The sequence below is a fragment of the Micromonospora sp. NPDC047527 genome, assembly GCF_040643015.1.
Lineage (GTDB): Bacteria > Actinomycetota > Actinomycetes > Mycobacteriales > Micromonosporaceae > Micromonospora.
In genome coordinates this window covers 361,517-387,837 of sequence record NZ_JBEYTK010000002.1, presented here as the reverse complement: position 1 = coordinate 387,837, position 26,321 = coordinate 361,517, and the positions used below count along the sequence as shown (strand labels likewise).

Genomic DNA, 26,321 nt, shown 5'->3' with positions numbered 1-26,321 from the left:
CATCTCATGACTGACTTCGACCCGGCCACCTTTGCCAACGTCGGCCCCAAGGAGTTCGCCAAGCTGGTCAAGTCCACCCCGGACGACAAGATCGCTCAGGTGATGTCCGGAGACCTGCGCGGCAAGGTCCTCGGCGAGGTATTCGGCCGGATGCCGTCGCTGTTCCGCGCGGACCGGGCCGGCTCCACCAACGCGGTCATCCACTGGGTCGTCACCGGTCGCCCGGACGGCGGCAGCGACACCTACGAGGTGGTCATCGCCGACGGCAAGTGCCAGGTGAACGAGACTCCGCAGCACGACCCGAAGCTGAGCCTCACCATGGGCCCGGTGGAGTTCCTCAAGATCGTCTCCGGTGGCGCCAACCCGGTGATGATGTTCATGACCGGCAAGCTGAAGGCCAAGGGCGACCTCGGTCTCGCCGCCAACATCGCCAACCTGTTCGACATCCCCAAGGCCTGACATGGCCGAGTTCTCGCTCGACCTGAACGAGGAACAGCGGGACCTGCGGGACTGGGTGCACGGCTTCGCCGCCGAGGTCGTGCGCCCGGCCGCCGCCGAGTGGGACGAGCGCGAGGAGACCCCCTGGCCGGTGATCCAGGAGGCCGCCAAGGTCGGCCTCTACGGCTTCGAGTTCCTCGCCACCTGCTGGGCCGACCCGACCGGGCTCTCCCTGCCCATCGCCAGCGAGGAACTTTTCTGGGGTGACGCCGGCATCGGGCTGAGCATCTTCGGCACCTCGCTCGCCGTCGCCGCCATCTACGGCGCCGGCACCCCCGACCAGCTCGTCGAATGGGTGCCGCAGTGCTTCGGCGACGTCGACTCGCCGGCCGTCGCCGCGTTCTGCACCAGCGAGCCGGAGGCCGGCTCCGACGTCGGCGCCATGCGCAGCCGCGCCGTCTACGACGAGGCGACCGACGAGTGGGTGCTGAACGGGCAGAAGGCGTACGCCACCAACGGCGGCATCGCCGGCGTGCACGTGGTCACCGCCTCGGTCGACCCCACGCTCGGCTCCCGCGGCCAGGCCGCGTTCGTCGTACCGCCCGGCACCCCCGGCCTGGCCGCCACCCGCAAGCTGCGCAAACTCGGCCTCCGCGCGTCGCACACCGCCGACGTCTTCCTCGACGACGTACGGGTGCCTGGGCGGTGCCTGCTCGGCGGTCGGGACGCGCTGCTGCAACGCCTCGACCGGGCCCGCTCCGGACAGCGGGCCACCGGACAGGCCGCGATGCGTACCTTCGAGTTGTCCCGACCGACGGTGGGCGCCCAGGCGCTCGGCGTGGCGCGGGCCGCCTACGAGTACGCCCTGGACTACGCCAAGGACCGGGTCCAGTTCGGCCGGCCGATCATCGAGAACCAGGCGGTCGCGTTCACGCTGGCCGACATGCGGATGGAGATCGACGCGGCACGGCTGCTGGTCTGGCGGGCCTCCTGGATGGGCCGCAACAACCGCCCGTTCACGGCCGGCGAGGGCTCGATGTCCAAGCTCAAGGCCGGCGAGGTGGCGGTGTCGGTCACCGACAGGGCCGTACAGCTGCTCGGCGGGGCCGGCTTCGTGCGCGACCACCCGGTGGAGCGCTGGTACCGGGACGCGAAGATCTACACCATCTTCGAGGGCACCTCCGAGATCCAACGACTGGTGATCTCCCGAGCGATCTCCGGTATGCAGATCCGCTAACCGATCAGCACGTCGGCCCGACCTCGCGTCCTGGCCGGCTGCTGACCCGGGCGCGTCTCCATCCCGTCGGTTTCCTGGCCCGACTCGCCTTGGCAGGGGCCGGGCCAGGAAACCCGTCCGCGTACCAACCCCAAGGAGGTCTGCGGCATGGACCTGCCGTTTGTCGTTGCCACGCTGACCCGTCGCGGCCTGCTCACCCCCGGCCGGCCGGTCCGCATCGTCTCGCAGCTCAACGCGTTGCGCACCTGGGGGTGGAGTCTCGCCGGCGAACTACGTCAGGCAGCCGCCCGAGACCCCGGCCGTCCGGCGATCATCGACGAGGACGGCATCGAGCTGACCTATCAGGACCTCCTCGACCGGGCCGAACGAATGGCCCGGTCGATGCGGGCCGGGCTCGGCGTACAGGCCGGCGACCGAATCGGTCTGCTCTGCCGCAACCACCACGGGTTCATCGAGGCGATCGTGGCGGCCACCCTGCTCGGCGCCGACGCGGTCCTCGTCAACACCGGGCTCTCCGCGGCCCAGTTGGGCACGGTCGCCGAGGAACAGCAGCTACGGCTACTGGTGCACGACGACGAGTTCGCCGAACGGGTCCTGGCGCTCCCCGCCGAACTGCCCCGCCTCGACGAGCGCGCCCGCGAGGAGCTGGTGGCCGGGGCGCTGCCGGGCGAGCTGCGGCCACCAGAGCGCGACGGCCGGATCATCGTGCTCACCTCCGGCACCACCGGTGCGCCCAAGGGCGCCCGCCGGCGCACACCGAACGGGTTCGGCCCGCTCGTGTCCATCATCGACCGCATCCCGCTGCACGTCCGGGACCGCGTGATGATCGCCGCACCGATCTTCCACACCTGGGGGTTCGCCGCTCTCCAGTTGAGCTTCGCGCTGCGCGCCACAATCGTGCTGCACCGCCGCTTCGACCCGGCCGCCACGCTCGCCGCCCTGGCGGCGCACCGGTGTGACGCCCTGTTCGCCGTACCCGTGATGGTCCAGCGACTGCTGGAGGTGCCCCCACCGGAGCCGCGCCCCACGCTCAAGGCCGTCGCGGTCAGTGGGTCAGCGCTGCCGGGTGGGCTGGCGCCGAAGTTCATGGACGTCTACGGCGACGTCATCTACAACCTGTACGGCTCCACCGAGGTCTCCTGGGCGTCCATCGCCGGCCCGCAGGACCTGCGCCACGCCCCCACCTCGGCCGGCCGGCCGCCGTACGGCACCCGCGTACAGATCCTCGACGACGACGGCCAGCCCGTGCCGAAGGGACACGTCGGGCGGATCTTCGTCGGCAACGAGATGCTCTTTGAGGGCTACACCTCCGGTGCCAGCCGGGAGAGCCGGGGCGGCCTGCTCGACACCGGCGACCTCGGCCGGCTCAGCGCCGACGGGCTGCTCTTCGTCGACGGCCGAGCCGACGACATGATCGTCTCTGGCGGCGAGAACGTCTTCCCATCCGAGGTGGAGGACCTGCTCGCCCGGCTGCCGCAGGTACGCGAGACGGCGGTGATCGGGGTACCCGACCCCGAGTACGGCCAGCGACTGGCCGCGTTCCTCGCCCTGCACCCCGGCGAGACGCTCGACCCCGACGCGGTCCGCGAGTACGTCCGGCACTACCTGGCCCGCTTCTCCGTACCCCGGGACGTGGTCTACGTGAAGTACCTGCCCCGCAACGCCACCGGCAAGGTGCTCACGCGGGAGCTGCGCCGCTACGTCAGTTGAGGGTTGACGTAGCGCCGAACAGCGCGCTGGCCACGCTCGGTGATTCCGCCTGGGTTCAGCCGGGGATCGTGATCCGGCCGTCGACCGCCGCGGCGGCGATGTCGGTCCGGTGCTGCGAGCCGGCCAACTCCACCCCGTCCACCAGCGCGTACGCGGCGTCCCGGGCGGCGGCCAGATCGGTGCCGGTGGCCGTACCGCAGAGCACCCGGCCGCCGGCGGACAGCAACGCGCCGTCGCTGGCCCGGAGGGCGGTGCCGGCGTGGATGATGCCCGGACGGTCCGCGCCGGTGATCACGTCACCGGTACGCGGCGCGGCCGGGTAACCCTGCGCGGCCAGCACCACGGTGACCGCGGCGCCGTCCCGCCAACGCAGCGGCGGGTGCTCGGCCAGCGTGCCGGTTGCCGCCGCGTGCAGCAGCCCGCCCAGCGGGGTCTCCAGCAGCGCGAGCACCACCTGGGTCTCCGGGTCGCCGAAGCGGGCGTTGAACTCGATCACCCGAGGGCCGGCGGCGGTCATCGCCAGCCCGACGTAGAGCAGACCGGCGAACGGCGTGCCCCGACGGCGCATCTCGGCCAGGGTCGGGTGGACCACGTCGTGCATGACGTCGTCGACCAGGCCGGGCGGGGTCCAGGGCAGCGGCGCGTACGCGCCCATGCCGCCGGTGTTCGGGCCGGTGTCGCCGTCGCCGATCCGCTTGAAGTCCTGTGCGGGCAGCAGCGGCAGCGCCGCCTCACCGTCGGTGACCACGAAGAGGCTGACCTCCGGGCCGTCGAGGAACTCCTCGACCACCACACGGCCACACTCCCGCGCGTGGGCCAGCGCGGCGGCCCGGTCGTCGGTGACCACCACGCCCTTGCCGGCGGCGAGGCCGTCGTCCTTCACCACGTACGGTGCGCCGAACTCGTCGAGCGCCCGCGCGGTGCTCTCCGGGTCAGTGCAGGTGTAGGCGCGTGCCGTTGGCACACCGGCGGCCGTCATCACGTCCTTGGCAAAGGTCTTCGAGCCCTCCAACTGGGCAGCCTCACCCGAGGGGCCGAACACGGCGATGCCCTTGGCGCGTACGGCGTCGGCGACCCCGGCAACCAGTGGCGCCTCCGGCCCGATCACCACCAGGTCAGCGGCAGTCTCCACGGCCAGCGCCGCCACTGCGGCCGAATCGGAAGCGTCCACGGCCCGCAGCTCAGCCACGCCAGCGATCCCGGGGTTACCCGGTGCCGCAATCAACGCAGAAACAGCCGAGTCGGCCACCAACCCAAGCGCAAGCGCATGCTCCCGCCCGCCACCACCCACCAAGAGAACCCGCACGTCCGAGATCCTACTGCCCCCGCCCCCACCCCTGTTGACAGCCGGTGATCAAGAGGTTTGTGTCAAGGTTCGGCTTGTTTCTGACGCAAATCTCTTGATCACGGGGTTCGGTAGCGGGCGGCGGCAATCGCCTGGCGGACGGTGTGCGGGATGTAGTCGGGGTTCAAGGTGTCCTGCCAGGTGAAGCGGAGGATGGTCCAACCGGCGTTGACCAGGCGGTTCTGTCTACGGCGGTCGGTGTAGACCGCCTCCGGTGTGCCGTGGACGTCCCGGCCGTCCGCCTCTGCGATCACCCTCGGGCCGCGCCAGCCCAGATCACCGACGCCGAGCAGGTATCCGTCGTCGTCGCGTACCTCCAACTGGAGGGCGTCCGGAGGCACTCGACCATCGACACATCGCAGCCGGGTGCGGGTTTCCAGGGGTGACTGGGCACGGCCATCCGCTTCGGCGAGGTGACTGCGGGCCGCCACAGCACCCCGCCGCCCCCTAATGAGACCCGGCATCAGGGTCAACTGTTCCGGGGTGAGGTGGTCCTGGTTCAGTGCTGAGTCGAGGACAGAGACGGCCGGGTAGCGATCGACCCGGAGGATGACGTCCGAGACGGTGCGAAGCGGAGAGGTCGCGCGAACGCCCACGACCTCGGCGACGTCGCCGGGACGAACGGTGACCTGATGCACGATCAGCCACGGCGCGAGAGCGCGCTGGGGTCGTGGGTGATCAACCGGCACCGAGACGTGAACCAGCAGAGTCCGGCGAAGACCCGCGATGCCGTGTAGCTCAAGAGCGGTGTCCAGAACAGCAAAGGCGCTCGGCCCGAGGCTCACCAGCGCCGCCCGGATGCGCGCCCGCCGCATTGCCGAATCGCTCAACTCCACACCGGGGACGAAGCATCCACGCAGAATTCGTTGCCAACTGCCGGACCGGTGCAGCTGTCGAACCTGGTCCCTGGTCAGGCCGGCGCGCAGCGCCTGCGCCAGAGTGATCATCCCATCCTGGCGGGCTGCGGCGTCGCGAAGAAGCTGGTGAGGTCCCACCGCCTCACCCTGCCCACCCGCCCCGCTCCACCGAAGCCCCTGTGGACAACCACCGAGGCCCTGTGGAAAACCCCGCCGCCTCTCCCGGTGATCAAGAGATTCCCGTCAGGATTCCGCTCGAATCTGACGCAAACCTCTTGATCACCGGGGAAAGGCGCAGCAGGAGGGTGGGTGGGGTTAGGGGAGGAGGGGGTGGATTTGGACGTTTTCTTCTCGGCCTGGGCCTACGCCTACCACGCTCACTCGGGTGTTGCAGAGTTCCTCTACGCGGGCGATGTAGCGGCGGGCGTTCTCCGGGAGGTCTTCGACCGAGCGGGCCTTGGTGATGTCCTCCCACCAGCCGTCCAGTTCCTCGTACACCGGCGTGGCGTGGTGGAAGTCCGTCTGGCTCATCGGCATGTCGTCGACCCGGACGCCGTTGATCTCGTAGCCGACGCAGATCGGCACCTTGGGCAGGCCGGTGAGCACGTCCAGCTTGGTGATGACCAGGTCGGTGACACCGTTGAGGCGGCACGCGTACCGGGCCACGACCGCGTCGAACCACCCGCACCGGCGCTCCCGCCCGGTGGTGGTGCCGTACTCCGCACCGATCTTGCGCAGGTGCGCGCCGTTCGCGTCGAACAGCTCGGTCGGGAACGGCCCGGCACCGACCCGCGTGGTGTACGCCTTGCTCACCGCGATCACCTTCTTGATCGCGGTCGGCGGGATGCCAGCGCCCACGCAGGCACCACCGGCGGTCGGGTTGGACGAGGTCACGAAGGGGTACGTGCCGTGGTCCATGTCGAGCATGGTGGCCTGCGCACCCTCCAGCAGCACCGTCTCGCCCCGGTCCAGGGCGTCCCAGAGCATCGCCCGGGTCTCCGCGATGTACGGCTTGAGCCGCTCCGCGTACGCCAGGTACTCCTCGACGGTCGCCTCAAGGTCGATCGCCTTGCGGTTGTAGACCTTGAACAGGATCTGGTTCTTCTCGCGCAGGGCGAGTTCCAGCTTCTTGCGCAGGATGCCCGGGTCGAGCAGGTCCTGGAGCCGGATGCCGATCCGGGCCACCTTGTCGCCGTACGCCGGGCCGATGCCCCGCCCGGTGGTGCCGATCCGGGACGAGCCGAGGTAGCGCTCGATGACCCGGTCCAGCGCCCGGTGGTGCGGCATGATCAGGTGCGCGTCACCGGAGATCCGCAGTCGGGACACGTCGACGCCGCGCTCGGCCAGGCCGTCGATCTCGGCGAGCAGCACCTTCGGGTCGACCACCACACCGTTGCCGATGACGATCATCGCGTTCGGCGAGAGCGCACCGGACGGCATCAGGTGCAGCGCGTACTTCTGGCCGTCCGGGGTGATCACCGTGTGGCCGGCGTTGTTGCCGCCGGAGTAGCGCACGACGTAGTCGACCCGCTCACCCAGCAGGTCGGTAACCTTGCCCTTGCCCTCGTCGCCCCACTGAGCGCCGAGGAGCACGATCGCTGGCATCTTTTCCGCCTCCAGAAGGCTCGGGTGCCAGGTGGCGACCGGTTGGCGAGCCCGGGGTGTCAGGTTAACAAGTAGTGACGGCGCGGCCGGCAGGGGTCGCGCCGAGAGTCAGGAGGCCCTCCGTGTACGACGTGGTGCTGCTCACCCTCGCTTCGGAGCGGGACGCTCCCGGGGGCTGCGGCAGCGGCGGAGCCTGCTGCGGCGGCACGACCGAGGCCGACACGAAACCATCGACCGAGGCCGGTCGCGGCGCTTCCGGCGGTGGCGGGCAGGGCGACGCCGACGGGTGCGCCACCGATCGGCCCCGGGTGCCGGTGCTGGCCTGCGCGGACGCGCTGACCGCCCGCGGCGCCCGGGTGCAGACGGTCACCGCCCGGTCGGACGCCGAGATCGACGCGGTGCTCGCCCAACTCGACGGCCCGGTCCGCCCGGACGGCCTCACCTGGCCGGATTCGGACGGCAAGACCCGGCTGGTCATCGCCACGGCGAGCGACGCGCAGTTGCGCGCCGTGCTGCGCCGGCTGGTCCGGCGGTACGCGCCACCGCCGAGCCGCCGCCCGGCGGACCTGCCCGGCGACCGGACCCTGCCCGACCTGCCGCCCGTTGCCGTACTCCCGCTCGACCCCGCCCGTGGTGGCACCCACCGTGACCTGGCCGCGCAGCTCGGGCTGCCCCGCGACCCGGCGGCCGTGGCCGCCGCCGTGCTGGACGGCACGCCGCGCCGCCTGGACCTGCTGCGCAACGACGGCGGCTCGGTGACCCTGGACGGTGCCCTGCTGGGCGCCGCCGACGACGCGGGCCGCCCGCTGCACTGGCGGGCCCGGGTGGAGGTGGACGACGCCATCCTCACCGATGGCGACGAACCGCTACTGGCCTGCGCGATCGGCAACGCCGGCGGGTACGCGTCGCTCGACGACGTGACGTTGCTGTCCGCACCGGACCCGGCCGACGGCCAGGTCGAGGTCGCGGTGGCCGTCCCGGTGGTCGTCCGCTCGGCGTTGGGGCGCAAGCGGGTACGCCTGGAGGTTCGGCGCGCTCGCGGACGGGCCGTGTCGGTGCTGCCCAGGGAGGGGAAGGTTCCCTACCTCGACGACGGTGTCGAGGGCGAGCTGACCCGCAAGCGTTCCTGGTGGATCGAGCCGGGTGCCTGGGCGGTCTGGGTGATCTGACCCTGGCTGCGTCGTCCGGCCCCCGTCGATCGATGGGCCTATCCTCGCAGGAGGACTGGGGAGGAACCGTAATGGACAAGAACGCCGACCGGGCGCAGGTGCCCGGCCAGCAGCCGGTGCCGGAGCGGGACATCGAACCACTCTGGCCCCCGGAGCCGACCGACCGGGGCACGGATGACGTGGTGCCACCGTGGGCGGCGGTCGCCGAGACGCGGGGCGGCCCGTTGGCGGTGTCGCCGTCGACCGTTTCGCCGCCGGTGGCCGCGCCACCGATCGGCCGTCCGCCGGTCCCCGGGCAGCCGGGGGCGACGCCCCTGCCCCCGCCGTCGCCGTCCGACTATCCGTCGCTGAGCGGTACGGTGCCGCCGCCGACCGGCTGGGGAGCCACCGGTGGCGCGGGATCGGGCTGGGCTCCGGCCCAGCCGAGTTGGCCACCAGCCGACACGCCGGACGACGCCCGACCCGTCACCGCCCCGACGAGCGGTGCCACACCAGGCGCCGAAACGGGGCCGTCGAGCACCGCCACGCCGAACTCGACCGAAGCGGCGGGCACCGCGTTCGGGGCGGCGCAGTCCGGCGAGCCGGGTTCGGCTACCGTCCCCACCCCGCCGATCACGCCGGGCGGCGTCGACCTGGACCTGCCGTTCTCCCTGGACCGCCCGCCGGCAACCACCGCGCCCACCGACCGTCCGACGACCGCGCCAGAAACAGCGACCGGACCCGCAACACCCACGGCAGGCGAGCCGGCAGCGGGCGGACCAGGAACTCAGGGCGGACCGGAAACTCAAGGCGGGTCGGGAAGCGTCGGTAACGGCTCTGGCGAGGACGGTGCCGCGGTCGGTACGGCCCGGCCGACCACCGAGTCGCCGTGGGCGTATCCGCCGCAGCGGCCGGCCGGTTCACCTCCGTCGGCACACGACCAGGCCGCCACCGCGACACCCCCGATCCCCGCCCCGCCCGTCCCGCAGCCGCCGCAGGTCGCCGGCCCGGCCGCCGGGACGGGGCAGACGTACGCCGGTCAGACCTACTCGGGTCAGGCGTACACGCCGACGATCCCCGGCCAGGCACCGGTCCCGCCCCCACCCGATCCCCAGCAGGCCCCGCCCCCGGGGCCGTTCCCGCCGTCACCGGGCTGGTATCCGCCGCCCTGGCAGCAGGGCGCGACCGGGGCTCCACCGGCGCCGCCGCAGGCGTACCAGGAGACCGATCCGGTGGCCCGGGTGCCGGCCGCCGGCTACCAGGACGCCACCTGGACGCCGGAGACCACGGCGGCGCCGACCGCCGAGGATTTCGCCCGGCGACGGCAGGTACGGCCCGCCGATCCGGTGGCCACCATGGGTGTACGCGCGGTGGTCAACAAGATCGGGCTGGTCCGGCTCTCACCGGGGCGGCACGAGCAGGAGCTCAAGCGGGACATCGAGATGGTGCGCCGCAACTTCGGCGGGCTGCGGCAGGTGACCGTGGTCAACCCGAAGGGCGGCGCCGGCAAGACGGTGGCCATCCTGCTGCTCGCCATGACGTTCGGTCAGAAGCGCGGCGGCTACGTGCTGGCCTGGGACAACAACGAGACCCAGGGCACCCTCGGGATGCGGGCCCAGCAGGATTTCCACTCCCGCACGGTGCGCGACATGCTGCGTGACCTCGGGCAGTTCCAGGGCGCGCACGGGCGGGTCGGCGACCTGTCGCAGTACGTCCGCTCGCAGGGCGAGGGGATGTTCGACGTGCTTGCGTCGGACGAGTCGGCGACCGGTGGCGAGATGCTCACGGCGGCCGCGTTCGCCGAGATCCGCGAGGTGGTCAGCCGGTTCTACAAGTTGATCTTCGTGGACACGGGGAACAACGTCCGGGCGCAGAACTGGCAGGCCTCGATGGACGCCACCGACCAGCTCGTGGTCACCATGTCCGCCCGTAACGACTCGGCGGAGACCGCCGCCCGAATGCTCGACCACCTGGAGCAGAGCGGCCGGCAACGGTTGGTCCGGCAGGCGGTGACCGTGGTGTCGATGCCGCCGTCGCGCAAGGAGATCGACCTGCCGGCCATCCAGGAGCACTTCGCGGCCCGGACCCGGGCGGTGCTGCTGGCCCCGTACGAGCGGCTCATCGACAGCGGCGAGCCGATCCGCTACGGCGGGCTCTCCTCGGCCACCCGGGACGCCTGGCTGAAGATCGCCGCCGCGGTCGCCGAAGGGTTGTAGCCCACCGAAGGCCGGCCCGGCGCCGGGCCGGCCTTCGGTCGGGTGTCAGTTGCTGGCCAACGCGTCGGCCGCCGCCGGGTCGCAGTCGCGCAGGAACTGGGCGCAGCGGGCCGCCTCGTCGGCCTCGCCGATCTCGTCGGCAGCCCGGGACAGCACGTACAGGCAGCGGAGGAAGCCCCGGTTGGGCTCGTGCGACCACGGCACCGGCCCGTGGCCCTTCCAGCCACTACGGCGCAGTTGGTCGAGGCCACGGTGGTAGCCGGTGCGGGCGTACGCGTACCCCGTCACCACCTGGCCGTTCGCGAACGCCCGCGCCCCGAGCTCGGCCCAGGCCGCGCTGTAGGTCGGGAATCGGGCCGCCACCTCGGCGAACGCCTCGTCGGTGCCGGCCTCCTCGGCGGCGGCCAGGGCGGCGTCGGCCTCGTCGTCCGCCGGCAGGAGGGTGGCCGGTGGCTCTGGCAAAAGGTTCTGCATCGCCCCATTCAACCCGCTGAGCGGGGCGACACGCGAGCGGGTCGGCTGACGTGTTCCGCTGAACGGCTGAGGATTTGGTCACGCCTGCGGCCTATGCCGCCGCCCGGTGTTTTCCACTACAACTAATGGTCCGGAGCCTCCCCAGGACCCGGTTATGCAGGAGCCCGATGGCCACCACCATCGGGCTCCTGTCAGTTCACCCCTCCGCCCGAGGTTTGGCCGACTCCGGCAAGGGGGCAGGATGGCCCGGTGCCGACCCCACCTCCCGCGGACGTCATCGAGCCGCACCTGCACCCCGGCGAGATCCAGACCCGGGACGAGTTCGACCGACAGTTGACCACCGGCCGCCTGACCGGGCTGACCGTGCAGGGGCTGCGCCTCGACCTCGCCCCGGCACCCGACCTGACCGGTATCGAGGTCGCCGGCACCCTCTTCGTCGGCTGCCGGTTCGCCTCCCGGGACGTCGGCGCCGACCTGGTCCGGCGCGGCGCGAACGTGGTGCCGCCGTTCTCCGGGCTGCCGTACCCGACCCAGCCGACACATCTCTACACCCCGGAGGAGTTGGCCGCCGGGTTCGCCGAGGGCGGCTTCGCCGGGATGTACGACACCCGGGTGTACGAGCACTACCGGGCGCACGGCGGGGCGCTGCCGGACGTGAAGGAGGCGCTCGGTCAGCGGCTGCACGACCACGGCGTGGACAACGCCCTCGCCGACGCCACCCGGGCCTGGCTGGCCGGGCACGGGCCGCAGTCGGTGGTGGGCATCATGGGCGGCCACGCGGTACGACGCGGCAGCCCCCCGTACCGGATGGCGGCCGTGCTGGGTTGGGAGCTGGCCCGGGCCGACCGGCTGGTGGTGACCGGCGGCGGCCCGGGGGTGATGGAGGCGGCGAACCTCGGCGCGTTCCTGGCGGACCAGCCGGCGACGGACCTGACGGCGGCGATCGACCTGCTGGCCACCGCGCCCGACTTCGCCGACCACCAGCGGTACACGGCCGTGGCGCTGACGGTGCGGCAGCGGTACGCGGGCGTGCCCCGGCAACGCGGCGACGCCGGCTGGGCACGAGCCGGCGGGCTGGCCATCCCCACCTGGCTGTACGGGCACGAGCCGGCGAACCTGTTCGCCGGGCGGATCGCCAAGTACTTCTCCAACGCGATCCGGGAGGACACCATCCTGCGGCTCGCTCGGGGCGGCATCGTCTTCGCCCCAGGCCGGGCGGGCACCGTGCAGGAGGTGTTCCAGGCGGCCACCAAGACCTACTACGGCACCGACGGGGCCAGCGGCGCGTACATCTTCCTGGACCGCGACTACTGGACGCGGGAGCTGCCGGTGGAGGCGTTGTTGCGCCCGCTGCTGACCGCCTCCCCGTTCGGCGATTTGTCGTCGACGATCCACCTCACCGACGACGTGCATGAGGCCGTACGACTGTTGACGACCTGACGGCGACGGCCGGCTCCCCGTGGGAGAGCCGGCCGTCGGACGGTACGTCGTTACTTGGACATCGAGGTGCCGGTGGAGCGCAGGTGCTCGCACGCCTCGACGACGCGGGCGGCCAGGCCAGCCTCGGCGGCCTTGCCCCAGGCACGCGGGTCGTACTGCTTCTTGTTGCCGACCTCGCCGTCGATCTTCAGCACGCCGTCGTAGTTGCGCAGCATGTGGTCCGCGACGGGCCGGGTGAAGGCGTACTGGGTGTCGGTGTCGATGTTCATCTTCACCACGCCGTAGTCGAGCGCCTCACGGATCTCGCTCAGCAGGGAGCCCGAGCCGCCGTGGAAGACCAGGCTGAGCGGCTTGTCCTTGCCGTACTTGGCGCCGACCGCCTCCTGGATCTGGTTGAGGATCTCGGGGCGGAGCTTCACGTTGCCCGGCTTGTAGACGCCGTGCACGTTGCCGAAGGTCAGCGCCGCCATGTAGCGGCCCTTCTCGCCGAGGCCGAGCGCCTCGACCATGGCCAGGCCGTCCTCGGTGGTGGTGTAGAGCTTGTCGTTGATGGCGTTCTCGACGCCGTCCTCCTCGCCACCGACGACGCCGACCTCGATCTCAAGGACGATCTTGCCCTTGGCGGCCTCGTCGAGGAGCTGGGAGGCGATCTGCAGGTTCTCGGCGACCGGCACGGCCGAGCCGTCCCACATGTGCGACTGGAACAGCGGCTCCTCGCCGCGCTTCACCCGCTCCTGCGAGATGGCCATCAGCGGACGGACGAACCCGTCCAGCTTGTCCTTCGGGCAGTGGTCGGTGTGCAGCGCGATGTTGACCGAGTACTTCTTGGCCACCTCGTGCGCGTACGCGGCGAACGCCACCGCGCCGGTGACCATGTCCTTGATCGAGGGACCGGACAGGTACTCGGCACCACCGGTGGAGACCTGGATGATGCCGTCGCTCTCCGCGTCGGCGAAGCCCTTCAGCGCCGCGTTCAGCGTCTGGGAGGAGGTCACGTTGATCGCGGGGTACGCGTACCGGCCAGCCTTGGCGCGGTCCAACATCTCCGCGTAAGCCTCGGGGGAAGCGATGGGCATGTCAAACGCTCCTTACTAACCACTCTCGGCCGTGCTGGCCGCTGTTGTTCATTTGTGCGCCGGACCGCGCTGTCCTCCGCCCGGCAGTATCCCGTAGACGAGGTGCGCGGGGCCAATCGCCCCAGGGCTAGCCGTTCACCGCTCACCCAGACTGTCCGGCACGATGACGCTGATCAGCCAGGTGACCACGGTCATCACGATCGCTCCCCAGAACGCCGCCCAGAAGCCGTCTACGTGGAACGGCAGGTCGAGCCCGCGGGCGATCCGGTCGGTGAGCAGGAAGAGCAGCGCGTTGACCACCAGCGCGAACAGGCCCAGGGTCAGCAGGTAGAACACACAACCGACGACCTTGATCACCGGCTTGAGCACCGCGTTGATCACACCGAAGATGAGCGCCACCACGATCAGCGTCAACACCGTGTTGCTGCCCGAGCGGCCGTGCACGTCGACCCCGGGCACGATGAGCGTGGTTATCCACAGCGCGACCGCGGTGATCACCAGCCGGATGAGGAAGCCCACCGCCCCATCCTGGCATCGGGTCGCACCGTGACGGGGTGATTCGGCCGAGTCGGCTTCCGCGCGCCGCGCCGGCACAGCCCGTACGGTGGTGGGAACCGTGCCCCGAGAACCCGGGAGGGAGCAGCATGGGTCAGCCTGATGAGGACTTCGTCCCCGGCGACCACCTCGCCGCGGACGAACGCGACCCCGAGGCGGAGCCGGCCGACGCCGTCGAGCAGGCGGCCGTGGTCGGCCCCACCGACATCGACTCCGAGCCGCACCGCGGCCTGGAGGTCGACGACTGGGACGCGATGGAGCAGGCCCGGGTGGTAACCGGCGACGAGGACGACTACCGCTGACCCCGTCGGCGGCGGCGGGCTGCCCGGCCTCCGGCCCGCCGACCGGGAAAGGGTTAACCGAACGTCGCGGAAACGCTTGCTGAACTTTGCGGTGCACCTTGGCGCTGGGTGGTGATCAGGGCAGCGGCGGACCTTGGGAAGTTCTTAAGATCCGCAGGCTGCACTGAATCCCCTACTGGAGGATCCCCTTCATGCTCACCCACTCCACCCGGCGTTGGCTCGCCGGGCTGGGCGTCGCAGGCGCGCTCGTCGCCGCCTCCGCCAGCCCCGCCGTCGCCGCCGCCGAGGAGGCGCCCGTCAAACTGGGCGTCTTCTTCACCGACACCACTGTCGCCGCAGGGTCCACGGGCAAGATCGACTCACCTCTGCTGTCCGCCTCCAAGTCCGTGGTCGTCGACGGGCTCACCGTCCAATACGACTTCCGTGATCTCGACGGGGTCCTCACGGTCACTCCTGAAAGCGAGTTCGACTGCGAGCCACGTCAGTCGGGCGTCCTGGTCTGCACCACCCCCTTCGAGACCGACCTCTACGAGTGGGCCTACTCCGGCTTCTTCAACGTGGTCATGGCACCGACCGCGAAGGCTAAGGACGGGGACGCTGGTGACCTCAAGGTCACGGTCGCCGCCAAGGGCTTCGCTCCGGCCAGCCACACCGCCAAGGTGCGGATCGGCGAAGGCGTCGACCTGGCTGCCCCAAGCGAGGAGACCACCGTGTCGACCGCGCCCGGGGGCAGGTTCAGCGCGCCGCTCACGCTGCGCAACGCCGGTAGCACCGAGGTGAAGGGCGCAGTCGCGGTCTTCGACCTGGACCACTCGATCCGCCCCGAGAAGCAGTACAGCAACTGCACCTACGCGGATGGTCGCCTGCGGACCTGCAGCTTCTCCGAGGCGACCGCCGCCGAGCAAACGCGCTCAGCGTCGCTGCCCTACCTGCTCGGCAAGGACACCTACGCGCCGGGCAAGGAGTACGGCTACTACAACTGGATGACCATCGCCGAGTTCGAGGACTACAGCGCCTACCTCCGCTCGCGCGGCGTCTCGGCGGGGCAGCCGGGCAACGGCCCCGTTCTGAGTCTTTCGGATACCACCAAGACGACGGCGCGCGGGTTCCAGGCCGACACCGATCCCACGAACAACGGGTCCGGGATGACAGTCCAGGTCAACGGCAAGAATGGTGCCGACCTGGTAGCGGTCGGTGACACGCTGGCCGGCAAGGCGGGCGACGTGGTCAAGGCCACCCTCGGGGTTCGTAACGACGGGCCGGCAGCGCTCGACTTCGGTCGCTCGGGCACGCCGGTCACGAAGATCGACATCGCTGTACCGGCGGGCACCACCGCCGTCAAGGTGCCCGACGTCTGCGCGCCTCTCAACGGCGACACGCAGGACTGGGCGAACGCCGGCAAGCCGGGCATGAAGCTCTACCGCTGCTACCCGGACATCTTCATCGGCGTCGGCGAGGAGCAGACGGTCGACATCAGTCTGCGGATCGACAAGGTGATCGAGAACGCGACGGGCACCGTAACCATCAACGCCAAGTGCGAGTGCGATGGCTTCACCGAGGACCTGAAGCCGGCCAACGACGTGGCCAAGATCCTGGTGAACTCGACCGGCGGCAACGGTAACGGTGGCGGTAACGGCGGCGGCAACGGTGGTGGGCAGGGCGGTGACGACGGCGGCGCGCTGCCGATCACCGGTCAGCCCACCGGCCTGATCGCCGGCCTCGGCGCCCTGCTGCTCGCCGCGGGCCTCGGCGGCTTCCTGGTGGCGAAGCGTCGCCGGACCCGCTTCGTGGCCTGATCCGTCCCACCCGACCGGTGCCCCGCCGACCATTTCGGTCGGCGGGGCACCGTCGTTGTGGCAGCGACCACCGTTGATCCCGCCGGAGGGCCTGCCGCCCGTTGGGGCAGACGTGCTCAGCCGTTCGGGTCGATAGACAGGGAACGATCGCATTGCGCAAGCGGAAGGGCCGGCGCTCTCACTAGGTTGACCGGGCGCCACCTGAATCCCCCCAGGAGGATCCCCCATGCTCAAGCATTCGACCCGCTGGCTAGCCGGGCTCGGCGTCGCAGGCGCGTTGGTCGCCGCGTCCGCCACCCCCGCCGTCGCAGCGGCGTCCGCGACCGAGCCCTACTTCCAGGACGCCACTCTGGCTGTCGGCTCGGCACCCACCACCCGCAACCTGTTCCTGTACTCCGACGAGCCGACGGTTCTCACCGACGTCTCCGTGCGGTACGACTACCGCTCCCTCGCCAACACGATCACCGTTGCTCCCGCTGACGGCCAGCAGTGCGCCGTCCCGGAGCCAGGCGTTCTCGTCTGCACGGAACCCAGCGACGTCGTCCTGCACGAGATGGTGCCGCCCGGCAGCGGCGTCTATCGCAACGCGACCAAGCAGGTACGCATCGCCGCCACCGCAGATGCTCAGCTCGGCGACTCGGGGGACGTCGCTGTGAGCTTCCAGGCTGCCGACGAGCGGCGGGGCAGCTACACCGCCCGCGTACGCGTCGGCGAGGGGGTCGACCTGGCCGGCGGGCCGTTCACGGACCACGCCTCCAAGCCGGGCGGGACGTTCACGGTGCCGCTGGCCGTGGCCAACGTCGGCGACAAGATCGTCAAGGGATTCGCCGCGGTCTTCGACCTTGCCTACTCGATCCGCACCAAGGACCGGTTCAGCAACTGCCTCTACTCCGACGACCACCTGGTCTCCTGCCAGTTCGACGAGGAGATCCCGGTCGGCGAGGGCCTCGCCACCACGCTGAACCTCGAACTCGCCAAGGACACCTACGCCCCGTCCAACCAGTCCGGCTATGCCCAGTTCATGACCACTGCCGACTTCGAGGACCTGACCCGGGTGCGGGACGCGGCTGGCGCCCGCGCGGCCACGCGCGGCGGCGGCCCGAAGCTGACCCTCACCGAAGCTCCCAACAGGATGCGGCAGGCCGACCAGACCGACATCGGCCCGGGTTACGACTACACCGGCTGGACCATCAAGACCACCGGAACGAACGGCACCGACCTCGCGGCGATCGGCGACACGCTCAAGGGCGGAGCCGGCGCCGTCGTCACGGCAACCGTCGGCTTCCGGAACAACGGCCCGGCGACGCTCGACAAGGTGAACGAGGACTACGAGGCCGCCACCCACGTGGACGTCGAACTGCCGCCGGGCACCACCGCCGTCGAGGTCCCCGACCGTTGCACCTTGCGACAGGGCACCCGAACGTACCTGTGCGGCTCGGAGATGCTGCTGGTGGCCGGCAGGACCTACACCATGGAGTTCCGGCTGCGCATCGACAAGGTGATCTCCAACGCCCGGGGTGCGGTGCGGGTCAACGCGCCGTGCGAGTGCCCCGGTGGCGGCGGCTTCGCCGAGGACATCACGCCAGCCAACGACAGGGCCCTGATCGTGGTCAACGCGGTCTCGGGCGGCGGCGCGGGTGGCGATGACGGTGACGGTGGTTCGCTGCCCATCACGGGCTCCTCCACCGGTCTGATCGCCGGCCTCGGCGCCCTGCTGCTCGTTGTCGGCGTGGGCGGCTACCTGCTCGCCAGGCGTCGGACCACCCGCTTCAGCGCCTGACCCTGCCCCGCACCACCGGTGCCCCGTCGACCATCCGATCGGCGGGGCACCGGGGGTGCGGGAGGCGCTGCCAATGGGCGGCTCCGAGCCCACCGCGACTGTGACGTCGAGCACCGGGCGGATCGACTGGCCACCTAGACTACGGTCGTGCCGTCGCCACGGGCGACTCACCGCACACCAAACCGGTACACAATTCGGAGGTCACCTCGTGTCGACGCCCATCACGACCCTGGCCCTGGGCCCGGACTGGCTCGATCCGGAGGTGTTGATCTCGTCATTCGGGCTGCTCGGCATTCTGGTCATCGTCTTCGCCGAGTCCGGCCTGCTGATCGGCTTTTTCCTGCCTGGCGACTCGTTGCTCTTCACGGCCGGCCTGCTGACCGCCGACGGGAAGTACATCACCTACCCGCTCTGGCTGGTCTGCCTGCTGATCACCCTCGCGGCGATCGCCGGGGACCAGGTGGGATACGCATTCGGCCGGAAGGTGGGCCCGGCGCTGTTCCGCCGTCCGAACTCCCGGCTGTTCAAGCAGGAGAACGTCATCAAGGCGCACGAGTTCTTCGAGAAGTACGGGGCGCGCTCCATCGTGCTGGCCCGCTTCGTGCCGATCGTGCGGACGTTCACGCCGATCGTGGCCGGCGTCAGCCGGATGAACTACCGCACATTCGTCACTTACAACATCATCGGCGGGGTGCTCTGGGGCACCGGCGTGACGGTGCTCGGCTATTTCCTCGGCCAGCTCCCGTTCGTCAAGGCGAACATCGAGCTGATTCTGATCGCGATCGTGGCGATCTCGGTGGTGCCGATCGTGATCGAGTTGCTCCGGGCTCGCATGGCAGCGAAGCGCGGCACGACCGCAGCGGAGCGCGCCGCAGCCGATGAGGCCATCAAGGAGACCCGCGAGAACTACGGCAAGTACTGATCTGTCGCGATCGGCCCGGCCGGCCGTCCGGTGCTTTCCCCGGTGGAGGATTGCACCGGACGATCGGTACGGGTCAGCGGGCCTTCTTGGTGGCCCGCTTACGCGGCGGGGTCAGCAGGTCGGCGATCGTCGCGATCGCACTCGGGACCAGCCGGTAGTACGCCCAGACACCGCGCTTCTCCCGCTCCAGCAAGCCGGCCTCGGTGAGGATACGCAGGTGGTGACTGACGGTCGGCTGAGAGAGGCCAAGCGGCGCCGTCAGGTCACAGACGCACGCCTCGCCCTCGGGGGCCGACTGGATCAGGCTGAGCAGCCGCAGTCGAGCAGGGTCGGCAAGGGCCTTGAGGACCCCGGCGAGACGCTCGGCATCGGCACGTTCGATCGGCTCGCCGTTGAGCGGCGAGATCTGAGGCATTGTCATTTCGGCCAACGCAGTTCCCACGTATTCCATCCTTCCACCAGCAGCATCGATCCGCCTGCATATCAGCAGATCCGAATCGGCAAACTTTTACGCCACAAGGCCGAGGTCAGCCAACGTATAGGCCGCCTTGTACGGCAATCCGGCGGCTCGCACCGCGTCGCCGGCGCCTCGATCAACAATAACCGCCACGCCCACGACCTCGGCTCCGGCCTCGCGAAGAGCCTCGACAGCGGTCAACACACTTCCGCCCGTTGTGGACGTATCCTCCACCGCCAACACTCGGCGGCCAGCCACCTCCGGTCCCTCGATCCGCCGCTGCAGACCGTGCGCCTTGCCCGCCTTGCGCACCACAAAGGCGTCCAGGGCCCGACCGGCCGGAGCGGCGGCGTGCAGCATCGAGAGCGCGACAGGGTCCGCGCCCAGGGTGAGCCCACCGACGGCCTCGTACTCCCAGTCGGCGGTGAGGTCGAGCAGCACCCGGCCGACCAACGGAGCGGCCTGGTGATGGAGCGTGACGCGCCGCAGATCGACGTACCAGTCTGCTTCGCGCCCCGATGAGAGCACGACCCGTCCGTGGACAACAGCCAGGTCGGCAATGAATTTACGCAGGTCGTCGTGGTCCCCCATGGCGATAGAGGTTACTGCGCAAGTCTGAGCGCCGTGTGCGGGGTCCACCCTGATCAGGCCACTGAGGGACCGATGGTTGGCGATGTTCGACTACGCTCAGCAACTGGCCCACTGGCGGCGCGACAACGTACGACAACGGCGCCGACGGTGCCGTCGGGCGCCGGTAGCTCAGTGCTCGTCGCGGCCGATCCGGCCGCGGGTGTCCCGGGCGACCACCTGCAGGAGCCGGCGCGGCGCGTGCCGCAGGCCGGCGACAGCGAGCTTGTACTTCCACGCCGGGACGCTCACCAACTTGCCTTTCCGCAGGTCACGTAGGGCTTCGTCGACGACATCCTCGGCCCGCAGCCACATCCAGTTCGGGGTCTTCGACATGTTGATGCCGGCCCGCTGGTGAAACTCTGTGCGGGTGTAGCCGGGGCAGAGAGCCATCACCGGGACGCCGAATGGGCGCGTCGACTGCCCGACGGACTCGCTGAAGTTGGTGACCCACGCCTTGCTGGCCGAGTACGTGGACCCCGGCATCACCGCGCCAAATCCAGCAACGGAAGAGACATTTATCACTGCCCCGTCCCGCCTTTTGGTCATCGGGCGCAGCGCCGCCAGCGTCAACCGCATGACCGCGTGCACGTTGAGCCGCAGCAGGCGTGCCTCGTCCTCCGCAGTGGAGCGCAGGAACGACTGGTTCAGGCCGATGCCCGCGCTGTTGACCAGCAGGTGCACGGGACTTCCGGTGGTGAGCCGCTGCTCGACGGTGGCGCAGCCGTCATCGGTGGACAGGTCGGCCGAGAGCGTCTCCACCTCGCGGCCGTGCCGGGCCGTCAACTCCGCGGCCAACTCGGCCAGTCGAGCCGCGTCGCGAGCGACCAGCACCAGGTGCCAGCCGTCGACCGCCAGCCGCCGGACGAAGGCCGCGCCGATGCCGGCCGTGGCACCGGTGATCAGAGCCCGTCGCTCAGCGGTCGTGGAATCGGGCGTCACGGGCGGTCCTCACCTGGGCGGGTACGGGGGCGCGGGCTGGTGCGGGGCGGGCGTGAACCCGGGTGGCGCGGACGGCACGGTTGGTGCGGTTGGCCGGCGTCGACCGAACCAGGCGTTGGCCGCCGGCAGGGCCAGCAGCGTTGCTACCACAAGGTAACCGAGGCCCTGCCCCACCGAAAGCCCTCCGTTGAGCGGGATCCACCAGGACGGGTACGCGTCCCCGGTCAGGCCCAGCAACTCGGCGGTGGCCCGCTCGTCGGCACCCAGCCGCAGCGGCGCGGAGCGCTCACCGATGAGGACCGCCACGCTGCAACAACCGGCGAGCAGGCCGAGCCCACAGACCACCCAGGTGGCCACCCGGGCGCCGGAGCGACCGGCCAGCAGCCCGAGGGCGAGGCCCGCGAGCACCGGGGCGGAGAGCGCGGCCACCACCGCCGACAGCACCGCCGACGCGCGCAGCAGGGTCACCACGTCGTCGATCTGCTGCGGGCTCGCCGAGGTGTCCCGGGCCGCGAGGCGGAACGCGTCGACCGTCCGGCCCAGCACCGCCAGGTCCACGACGGCGTACGCGAGTGCGGCGACCGCCATCACCAGCAGCACGGCCGTGGCCAGCACGACCACGGCGGGCCGGCGGAACGGTGCCGATTCGGGGTACGACACGACGAATCCCTCCGGTAGGCGTCGGGTTGCAACCTACTCGGAGGGATCGTCGGCGTCGTGCTTATCGGTCGATCAACTCGTCGACGGCGGGGTCGACCCGGGGCGGTCGGCCGGCGGCGTGTCGTCCGGTCGGTCCGAGCTGGACGGCGGCGGCGTGCCCGGCTGGTCCGAGCTGGGTGCCTGGCCCGGCGTCGACGGGTAGCCCGGCTGACCGGTCGACGGGTAACCCGGAGCCTGCGGGTAGCCCGGCTGACCCGGAGCCTGCGGGTAACCCGGCTGACCCGGAGCCTGCGGGTAACCCGGCTGACCCGGCGCCTGCGGGTAACCCGGGTAGCTGGTGCCCGGGGTCGGCGGCTCCCAGGTCGCGGGGGCCTTGCGGAAGAACTCGTTGGCCTTCGGCAGTGCCAGCAGGATCAGCGCCGCGAGCAGGGCGAGCAGGCTGATCACGCCGAGCAGCACGCTGACCGGCGTGAGCCAGGAGGGCAGCGCCTCGTCGAGGCGGCGCTGGATCTCCTCGCCGCTGGGCATGTCGCCGCTGGTGCCGCCGGCGGTGGTGAAACTGCCGGCCGCGCTGGTGAGCAGGGTGCCGCCCACGCAGCACACCATGATGCCGCCGACGATCCAGGTGGTGATCCGGGCACCGTTGCGGCCCTGGTTGTTGAAGAGGGCCAGGACGCCCAACGCGACCGCGATCAGGAGCACGATGATGCTGCTGCCGAGGCCGAAGGCGTAGAAGAAGCCCGCAATCTGGTCAGCGCCCTCGGCAGTGCTGCCCGCGTACGCGTCGCGGAGCACGTCGCGCGTCTTGCCGAGGGTGGAGAGGGTGAGGATGAGACTGATCACCTGGCACGCCAGGAAGAGGTAGAGCAGGTAGCTGGAAATCGTCACGACGGACGGCCGCTGGCGGGCCGGCGTGCTGGGGGAATCGACCACGATTCTCCTTCCCTAAGATCGCGCCCACACCGTATCGACTGTGAGCCACTCTGGCATGCCGGGCGACTCGCGCCGCGCCCGTCGGGTCGGACTCAGTGATCTTCCCTGCCGGGACGAATCGCCAGGTCGGCGGGGTCGAGCAGGTCACCCCGGGCGACCCGCCAGCCCTCTTCGCCGTACGCCTCAAAGGAGAGCCGGGCGGTCCCATCCGACTGGTAGTCGTGGTAGCGCATCGTCCCGGTCGACCGCAGCCCGGTCTCCCCGGTGGCGGTGTAGCGCGCCTGCCCGGTCTCGGACCAGGTGTACCGCCGCCCGCCGAGCTCGATGGTCGGAGCGCCGGGGGTGACTGTCGCGCCGGGCTCGGCGGTCCAGAGCACCAGTTCCAGGTCGGTGCCGCCGACACCCTCCACGGAGAGCCGATGGCCAGCACCGGAGGCGTCGTCGAGGAGGTACTGCGACCAACTCCAGTCCCCCTCGACGAGGCGGATCGTGCCGCTCACGGCGTACTCTCGCTCGCCGATCCACACGCGGTCGCCGGCGGTCAGACGGTGCGCGCCGCCGCGCGCCGGCCGAACGTCCGGCGGTGCGCCGCCGGACCGGGTCGCGGCCCGCCGGGTCCGCACGACGATCACGAGCAGGGCCATGATGAGTACGACCATGGCCACGACCAGGTACGCAAGCGCCCCGTCCACCCGACCACCTCCCCAGGTACGTCGGCGCAGACGGTAACAACCGTCGGCACCGGAGCGAGTCGCGTCGTGACCGAAAGCTCAGCTACCGACGGCACCGGGTGTGTCGCCGGGCGTGGTCGGCGGCGGCACCGTGGACTCCCCGGTGGGCGGTTCATCCCCGGGTGGGGTGGGTGTCAGGTGCGCCGCCGGGTCCGGGCAGATCAGATATCCGGCCGGGACGTACTGGCCCGGCGGGAGGAGGCCCGGCGTGCCGGGGGCCGGTGCCACGAACGGCATCGGCGGGTACCCGTAGCCGGCCGGGACGAACTGGGGAGCGGCGTAGCCGGGGGGCGGTGACTCCCAGGGCGGCGCGTCGGCGGCTGCGGGCCGCGGCACGAACCATCCGGCGGCCGGTGGCAACGCCAGCAGCAGGACCACGGCCGCGACGAGCGCGAGAACGGCGAGCACGGTCAGCCCCGCCGCCGGGAAGAACAGCTCGCCGAAGGGGTCGTTGCCGGAGTAGAGCGTGTCGAAGAATTCCGACGTCTCCCATTCCTCGTCGAAGTCCGCCGACGACGGGGCCTCGACTTCCGGGGCGACCAGCATGGGCACGAACAAGCCGGAGCAGCACTGGCCGAAGCAGACCAGCAGCTGGGCACCGCTGGCGACGAAGACCAGGATCCGCGCGATGTTCGAGCCTCGGCGGAGCGGCCCGGCGGTGGCCGCGAGCCACCCCGCCAACAGCACGGCTGGTAAGCCGACGATCAGGGCCATCGCGACGTTGCTCTGGCGTTCGCCGCTCACCTCGGCCGGGTCGGCGTCGGGCACCAGTGCCGCCGCGCGAGTGATCTGACCATCGAAGTGCACCGCCTGGGCGACCGCCATCGCGGCCAGGCCGAGCAGGATCAGCGCTGCGGCGAGTTGCAGCCAGAACGCGATGGTGACGGTGCCGGGGCGGGGCGGACGCGGCGCTGCGGCTGGCGAACTCATGGCTCGCAACGTACGGGGGAAGGCCGTCGATGGGCAGCACCGATCGGGCAGGCTCGATCGGCGAATGGATCATGCTGCGGCGAGTCGCTGGGTGGCGTAGTCGCCGACGGTGGAGCGCCCCATGACGCAGCCGACGAACGTGGTGAACTCGGTGGAGTCGCCCCGCAGAGACGTCCAGGCCGCTCGGGCCGCCGCCGGGTCGATCCGCTCCAACAGGGTGGCCGCGTACGCCCGGCCGGCGGGTGAGCCCTCGGCCAGCAGTCGGTCGATCTGGCGGCGTACCTCTTCGGGGTGGTCGCGGTGCGCGGCCTCGACCCGGAGGTACGCCTCGGTCACCGGCAGCAGTGTGCCGGCGAAGCCGGTGCCGCCGAAGGCGAGCGTGTCAGCCTCCAGCAACTCGTCGACGGCCGCGCCCAGCTCCCGCTCCCACGCCTTTCGCATCCCGAACATGCCCCCATCCTTTCCCCGCCCGTCCCCACTCCACCCTCTTGATCAAGGGGTTTTGCGTCATCAGCGGACAGTGGCGGCGTCAGTAGCCGCGCCATTCCGCGCGGGCGTAGTCGAGGACCCTGGGATGCAGCAGGGTGGAGGCGGGCACGTTCAGGCGCGGACGGTCGGCGGGGAAGGTGGCCGCCGCCCGCAGCACCCCCGGGTCGAGGAAACGCAGCCGGGGCGCGTCGGCCGGCAGTTCCAGCACCGGCGGGGCGGTGCCCGGCGCGGCGAGCAGGAACCCCCAGTCGCCAAAGGACGGCACGTCGACGTGGTACGGCACGGTGGCGAAGCCGGCCTCCCGCAGCGACGCCTCGATCGACCAGTACGACCGGGGCGCGAAGTACGGCGAGCCGGACTGCACCACCAGCCGCCCCTGCTCGGCGAGCACCGACCGGATCAGCGTGTAGAACTCGACCGTGTAGAGCTTGGCGGTTGCCGTCTCGTCGGGGTCCGGCAGGTCGGCGACCACCACGTCGAAGTGCTCGGCGGCGGTACGCAGCCAGCCGAAGGCGTCGGTGTTCAGCACCCGTACCCGGGGGTCGTCGAGCGCGCCGCCGTTGAGGGCGCGCAACTGCGGCTCGGTGCGGGCCAGCGCCACCACCGCCGGATCGAGGTCGACCACCGTCACCCGACGCACGTCCGGGTAGCGCAGGATCTCGCGGACCGCGAGGCCGTCGCCGGCACCGAGAACCAGCACCTCACCGCGCGACCCGCGCAGCGCCGGATGCACCAGCGCCTCGTGGTAGCGGTACTCGTCGACCGAGCTGAACTGGAGGTCACCGTTGAGGAACAGCCGCAGGTCGGTGGCGGCGTGGCCGACCTCGCGCACCGACCGGGTCAGCACGATCTCCTGGTAACGGGACCGTTCGGCGTGCACCACCGGGTCCCGGTAGAGCTGCTGCCGACTGCTCACCTCGAAGTCGGCGGCGGTCACCCACGCGTACCCCAGGCAGAGCGCGACCACGACGGAGCCGGCGCCGATGACGAGCCGCGCCCGACGGCTCAGCTCCGCCCGGAACACCGTGCAGACCAGGGCGACACCGGCCACGGCGTTCACCGCGCCGACCAACAGGGCACCCTTGAGCTGGCCGAAGACCGGGATCAACAGGAACGGGAAGGCGAGTCCGCCGAGCAGCGCGCCGATGTAGTCGGCGGCGAACAGGTCGGCCACGGCGCTGCCGGCGGCCTGCTCGCGGATGCGTTGCAGCATCACCATCAGCAGCGGGATCTCCGCGCCGATCAGCAGGCCCAGCACGAAGGCGGTGCCGACCAGCGCCGGGCTGTACAGGTCGAGCCAGGCGAAGGCGGCGTAGAGGCCGAGCACGGACAGGCCACCGAGCAGGGCGAGGGTCAACTCGATCACCGCGAACGCGGCGGCGGCTCGGGACTGCAACGGCTTGGCGACCAGCGCGCCGATCCCCATCGCGAAGACCATCACGCCGAGCACGATCGACGCCTGGCCGACCGTGTCGCCGATCAGGTAACTGCCGAGGGCGACCAGGGCCAGCTCGTAGGCCAGCCCGCAGGCGGCACAGACGAAGACCGCCAGCAGCACCGACGCGCGGGCCAGCCGCCAGCGCGGCCGTGCCTCGGAGCCGCCGTCGACCGCCGCCGGCGCCTCGGTGCTCACGCTCTTTTCCGGGTACGT

At 70.9% G+C, this 26,321-nt stretch carries 25 protein-coding genes and 1 pseudogene; 10 read left to right on the top strand and 16 right to left on the bottom strand.

Annotation, left to right across the window (positions count from 1 at the left end; genetic code table 11):
• Positions 1 to 6: 6 nt before the first annotated feature.
• The 3 genes from ABZ808_RS10640 (at position 7) to ABZ808_RS10630 (ending at position 3,385) form a co-directional block, all read left to right on the top strand.
• On the top strand, positions 7 to 459 hold the full coding sequence (locus ABZ808_RS10640; protein WP_357003541.1) for an SCP2 sterol-binding domain-containing protein: 453 nt from the start codon (positions 7 to 9) through the stop codon (positions 457 to 459).
• A 1-nt stretch (position 460) separates the two neighbouring features.
• Positions 461 to 1,675, top strand: a complete 1,215-nt coding sequence (locus tag ABZ808_RS10635) for an acyl-CoA dehydrogenase family protein (protein ID WP_357003539.1) — start codon at positions 461 to 463, stop codon at positions 1,673 to 1,675.
• A gap of 147 nt (positions 1,676 to 1,822) precedes the next feature.
• Positions 1,823 to 3,385 (top strand): AMP-binding protein, encoded by a 1,563-nt coding sequence (locus ABZ808_RS10630; RefSeq protein WP_357003537.1) that lies wholly within the window; start codon positions 1,823 to 1,825, stop codon positions 3,383 to 3,385.
• Between the two features lie 55 nt (positions 3,386 to 3,440).
• On the opposite strand, the gene purD is transcribed toward ABZ808_RS10630, so the two are convergent.
• The 4 genes and pseudogenes from purD to ABZ808_RS10610 form a co-directional block, all read right to left on the bottom strand.
• Positions 3,441 to 4,691, bottom strand: coding sequence for a phosphoribosylamine--glycine ligase (gene purD / locus ABZ808_RS10625; protein ID WP_357003535.1), 1,251 nt, complete (start codon positions 4,689 to 4,691; stop codon positions 3,441 to 3,443).
• Positions 4,692 to 4,789: 98 nt separating this feature from the next.
• Complete coding sequence (locus tag ABZ808_RS10620) at positions 4,790 to 5,071, bottom strand: DUF559 domain-containing protein (RefSeq protein WP_357004876.1); 282 nt, start codon at positions 5,069 to 5,071, stop codon at positions 4,790 to 4,792.
• Positions 5,072 to 5,587: 516 nt separating this feature from the next.
• Positions 5,588 to 5,725: pseudogene (locus ABZ808_RS10615) on the bottom strand (type IV toxin-antitoxin system AbiEi family antitoxin domain-containing protein); the annotation flags it as partial.
• 177 nt (positions 5,726 to 5,902) lie between these two features.
• A complete protein-coding gene (locus ABZ808_RS10610; RefSeq protein WP_357003533.1) occupies positions 5,903 to 7,192 on the bottom strand; it encodes an adenylosuccinate synthase in 1,290 nt (429 codons plus the stop codon).
• Positions 7,193 to 7,314: 122 nt separating this feature from the next.
• Here ABZ808_RS10610 and ABZ808_RS10605 point away from each other — a divergent pair, with 122 nt between their 5' ends.
• Positions 7,315 to 8,361: a hypothetical protein gene (locus ABZ808_RS10605; protein WP_357003531.1), complete on the top strand. Its 1,047-nt coding sequence runs from the start codon at positions 7,315 to 7,317 to the stop codon at positions 8,359 to 8,361.
• A gap of 71 nt (positions 8,362 to 8,432) precedes the next feature.
• Complete coding sequence (locus ABZ808_RS10600) at positions 8,433 to 10,556, top strand: chromosome partitioning protein (RefSeq protein ID WP_357003529.1); 2,124 nt, start codon at positions 8,433 to 8,435, stop codon at positions 10,554 to 10,556.
• Between the two features lie 45 nt (positions 10,557 to 10,601).
• On the opposite strand, the gene ABZ808_RS10595 is transcribed toward ABZ808_RS10600, so the two are convergent.
• Positions 10,602 to 11,030, bottom strand: coding sequence for a DUF3151 domain-containing protein (locus ABZ808_RS10595; RefSeq protein ID WP_357003527.1), 429 nt, complete (start codon positions 11,028 to 11,030; stop codon positions 10,602 to 10,604).
• 249 nt (positions 11,031 to 11,279) lie between these two features.
• Between ABZ808_RS10595 and ABZ808_RS10590 the strand changes: the two genes are divergently transcribed.
• A complete protein-coding gene (locus ABZ808_RS10590) occupies positions 11,280 to 12,470 on the top strand; it encodes a hypothetical protein (RefSeq protein ID WP_357003525.1) in 1,191 nt (396 codons plus the stop codon).
• A 50-nt stretch (positions 12,471 to 12,520) separates the two neighbouring features.
• On the opposite strand, the gene fbaA is transcribed toward ABZ808_RS10590, so the two are convergent.
• Both fbaA and ABZ808_RS10580 read right to left on the bottom strand, forming a co-directional pair.
• Positions 12,521 to 13,546, bottom strand: coding sequence for a class II fructose-bisphosphate aldolase (gene fbaA, locus ABZ808_RS10585; RefSeq protein WP_357003523.1), 1,026 nt, complete (start codon positions 13,544 to 13,546; stop codon positions 12,521 to 12,523).
• A gap of 135 nt (positions 13,547 to 13,681) precedes the next feature.
• Positions 13,682 to 14,065: a phage holin family protein gene (locus tag ABZ808_RS10580; RefSeq protein ID WP_357003521.1), complete on the bottom strand. Its 384-nt coding sequence runs from the start codon at positions 14,063 to 14,065 to the stop codon at positions 13,682 to 13,684.
• A gap of 125 nt (positions 14,066 to 14,190) precedes the next feature.
• Between ABZ808_RS10580 and ABZ808_RS10575 the strand changes: the two genes are divergently transcribed.
• From ABZ808_RS10575 to ABZ808_RS10560, 4 genes are all read left to right on the top strand, one after another.
• Positions 14,191 to 14,403, top strand: a complete 213-nt coding sequence (locus tag ABZ808_RS10575) for a hypothetical protein (protein WP_357003519.1) — start codon at positions 14,191 to 14,193, stop codon at positions 14,401 to 14,403.
• 191 nt (positions 14,404 to 14,594) lie between these two features.
• Entirely contained in the window at positions 14,595 to 16,199 is a 1,605-nt protein-coding gene (locus ABZ808_RS10570; protein WP_357003517.1) for an LPXTG cell wall anchor domain-containing protein, read from the top strand.
• Between the two features lie 226 nt (positions 16,200 to 16,425).
• Positions 16,426 to 17,979 (top strand): LPXTG cell wall anchor domain-containing protein, encoded by a 1,554-nt coding sequence (locus ABZ808_RS10565; RefSeq protein ID WP_357003515.1) that lies wholly within the window; start codon positions 16,426 to 16,428, stop codon positions 17,977 to 17,979.
• Positions 17,980 to 18,187: 208 nt separating this feature from the next.
• Complete coding sequence (locus ABZ808_RS10560) at positions 18,188 to 18,901, top strand: VTT domain-containing protein (RefSeq protein ID WP_357003513.1); 714 nt, start codon at positions 18,188 to 18,190, stop codon at positions 18,899 to 18,901.
• Positions 18,902 to 18,974: 73 nt separating this feature from the next.
• On the opposite strand, the gene ABZ808_RS10555 is transcribed toward ABZ808_RS10560, so the two are convergent.
• The 9 genes from ABZ808_RS10555 to ABZ808_RS10515 form a co-directional block, all read right to left on the bottom strand.
• Positions 18,975 to 19,352, bottom strand: coding sequence for a metalloregulator ArsR/SmtB family transcription factor (locus tag ABZ808_RS10555; RefSeq protein ID WP_357003511.1), 378 nt, complete (start codon positions 19,350 to 19,352; stop codon positions 18,975 to 18,977).
• Between the two features lie 57 nt (positions 19,353 to 19,409).
• Positions 19,410 to 19,949 (bottom strand): orotate phosphoribosyltransferase, encoded by a 540-nt coding sequence (gene pyrE / locus ABZ808_RS10550; RefSeq protein ID WP_357003509.1) that lies wholly within the window; start codon positions 19,947 to 19,949, stop codon positions 19,410 to 19,412.
• A 168-nt stretch (positions 19,950 to 20,117) separates the two neighbouring features.
• Positions 20,118 to 20,927: an SDR family NAD(P)-dependent oxidoreductase gene (locus ABZ808_RS10545; protein WP_357003507.1), complete on the bottom strand. Its 810-nt coding sequence runs from the start codon at positions 20,925 to 20,927 to the stop codon at positions 20,118 to 20,120.
• Between the two features lie 9 nt (positions 20,928 to 20,936).
• On the bottom strand, positions 20,937 to 21,587 hold the full coding sequence (locus ABZ808_RS10540; protein ID WP_357003505.1) for a hypothetical protein: 651 nt from the start codon (positions 21,585 to 21,587) through the stop codon (positions 20,937 to 20,939).
• 72 nt (positions 21,588 to 21,659) lie between these two features.
• Positions 21,660 to 22,520 carry a hypothetical protein gene (locus ABZ808_RS10535; protein ID WP_357003504.1) on the bottom strand — a complete coding sequence of 287 codons (861 nt, stop codon included), beginning with the start codon at positions 22,518 to 22,520 and terminating at the stop codon, positions 21,660 to 21,662.
• A gap of 92 nt (positions 22,521 to 22,612) precedes the next feature.
• Positions 22,613 to 23,212 carry a DUF4178 domain-containing protein gene (locus ABZ808_RS10530; protein WP_357003502.1) on the bottom strand — a complete coding sequence of 200 codons (600 nt, stop codon included), beginning with the start codon at positions 23,210 to 23,212 and terminating at the stop codon, positions 22,613 to 22,615.
• A 78-nt stretch (positions 23,213 to 23,290) separates the two neighbouring features.
• The gene (locus tag ABZ808_RS10525; RefSeq protein WP_357003500.1) at positions 23,291 to 24,181 is read right to left on the bottom strand and encodes a hypothetical protein; all 891 of its coding nucleotides are present in this window, start codon (positions 24,179 to 24,181) and stop codon (positions 23,291 to 23,293) included.
• 69 nt (positions 24,182 to 24,250) lie between these two features.
• On the bottom strand, positions 24,251 to 24,631 hold the full coding sequence (locus ABZ808_RS10520) for a hypothetical protein (protein WP_357003498.1): 381 nt from the start codon (positions 24,629 to 24,631) through the stop codon (positions 24,251 to 24,253).
• A 79-nt stretch (positions 24,632 to 24,710) separates the two neighbouring features.
• Positions 24,711 to 26,303: a polyamine aminopropyltransferase gene (locus ABZ808_RS10515; protein WP_357003496.1), complete on the bottom strand. Its 1,593-nt coding sequence runs from the start codon at positions 26,301 to 26,303 to the stop codon at positions 24,711 to 24,713.
• Positions 26,304 to 26,321: the final 18 nt, after the last annotated feature.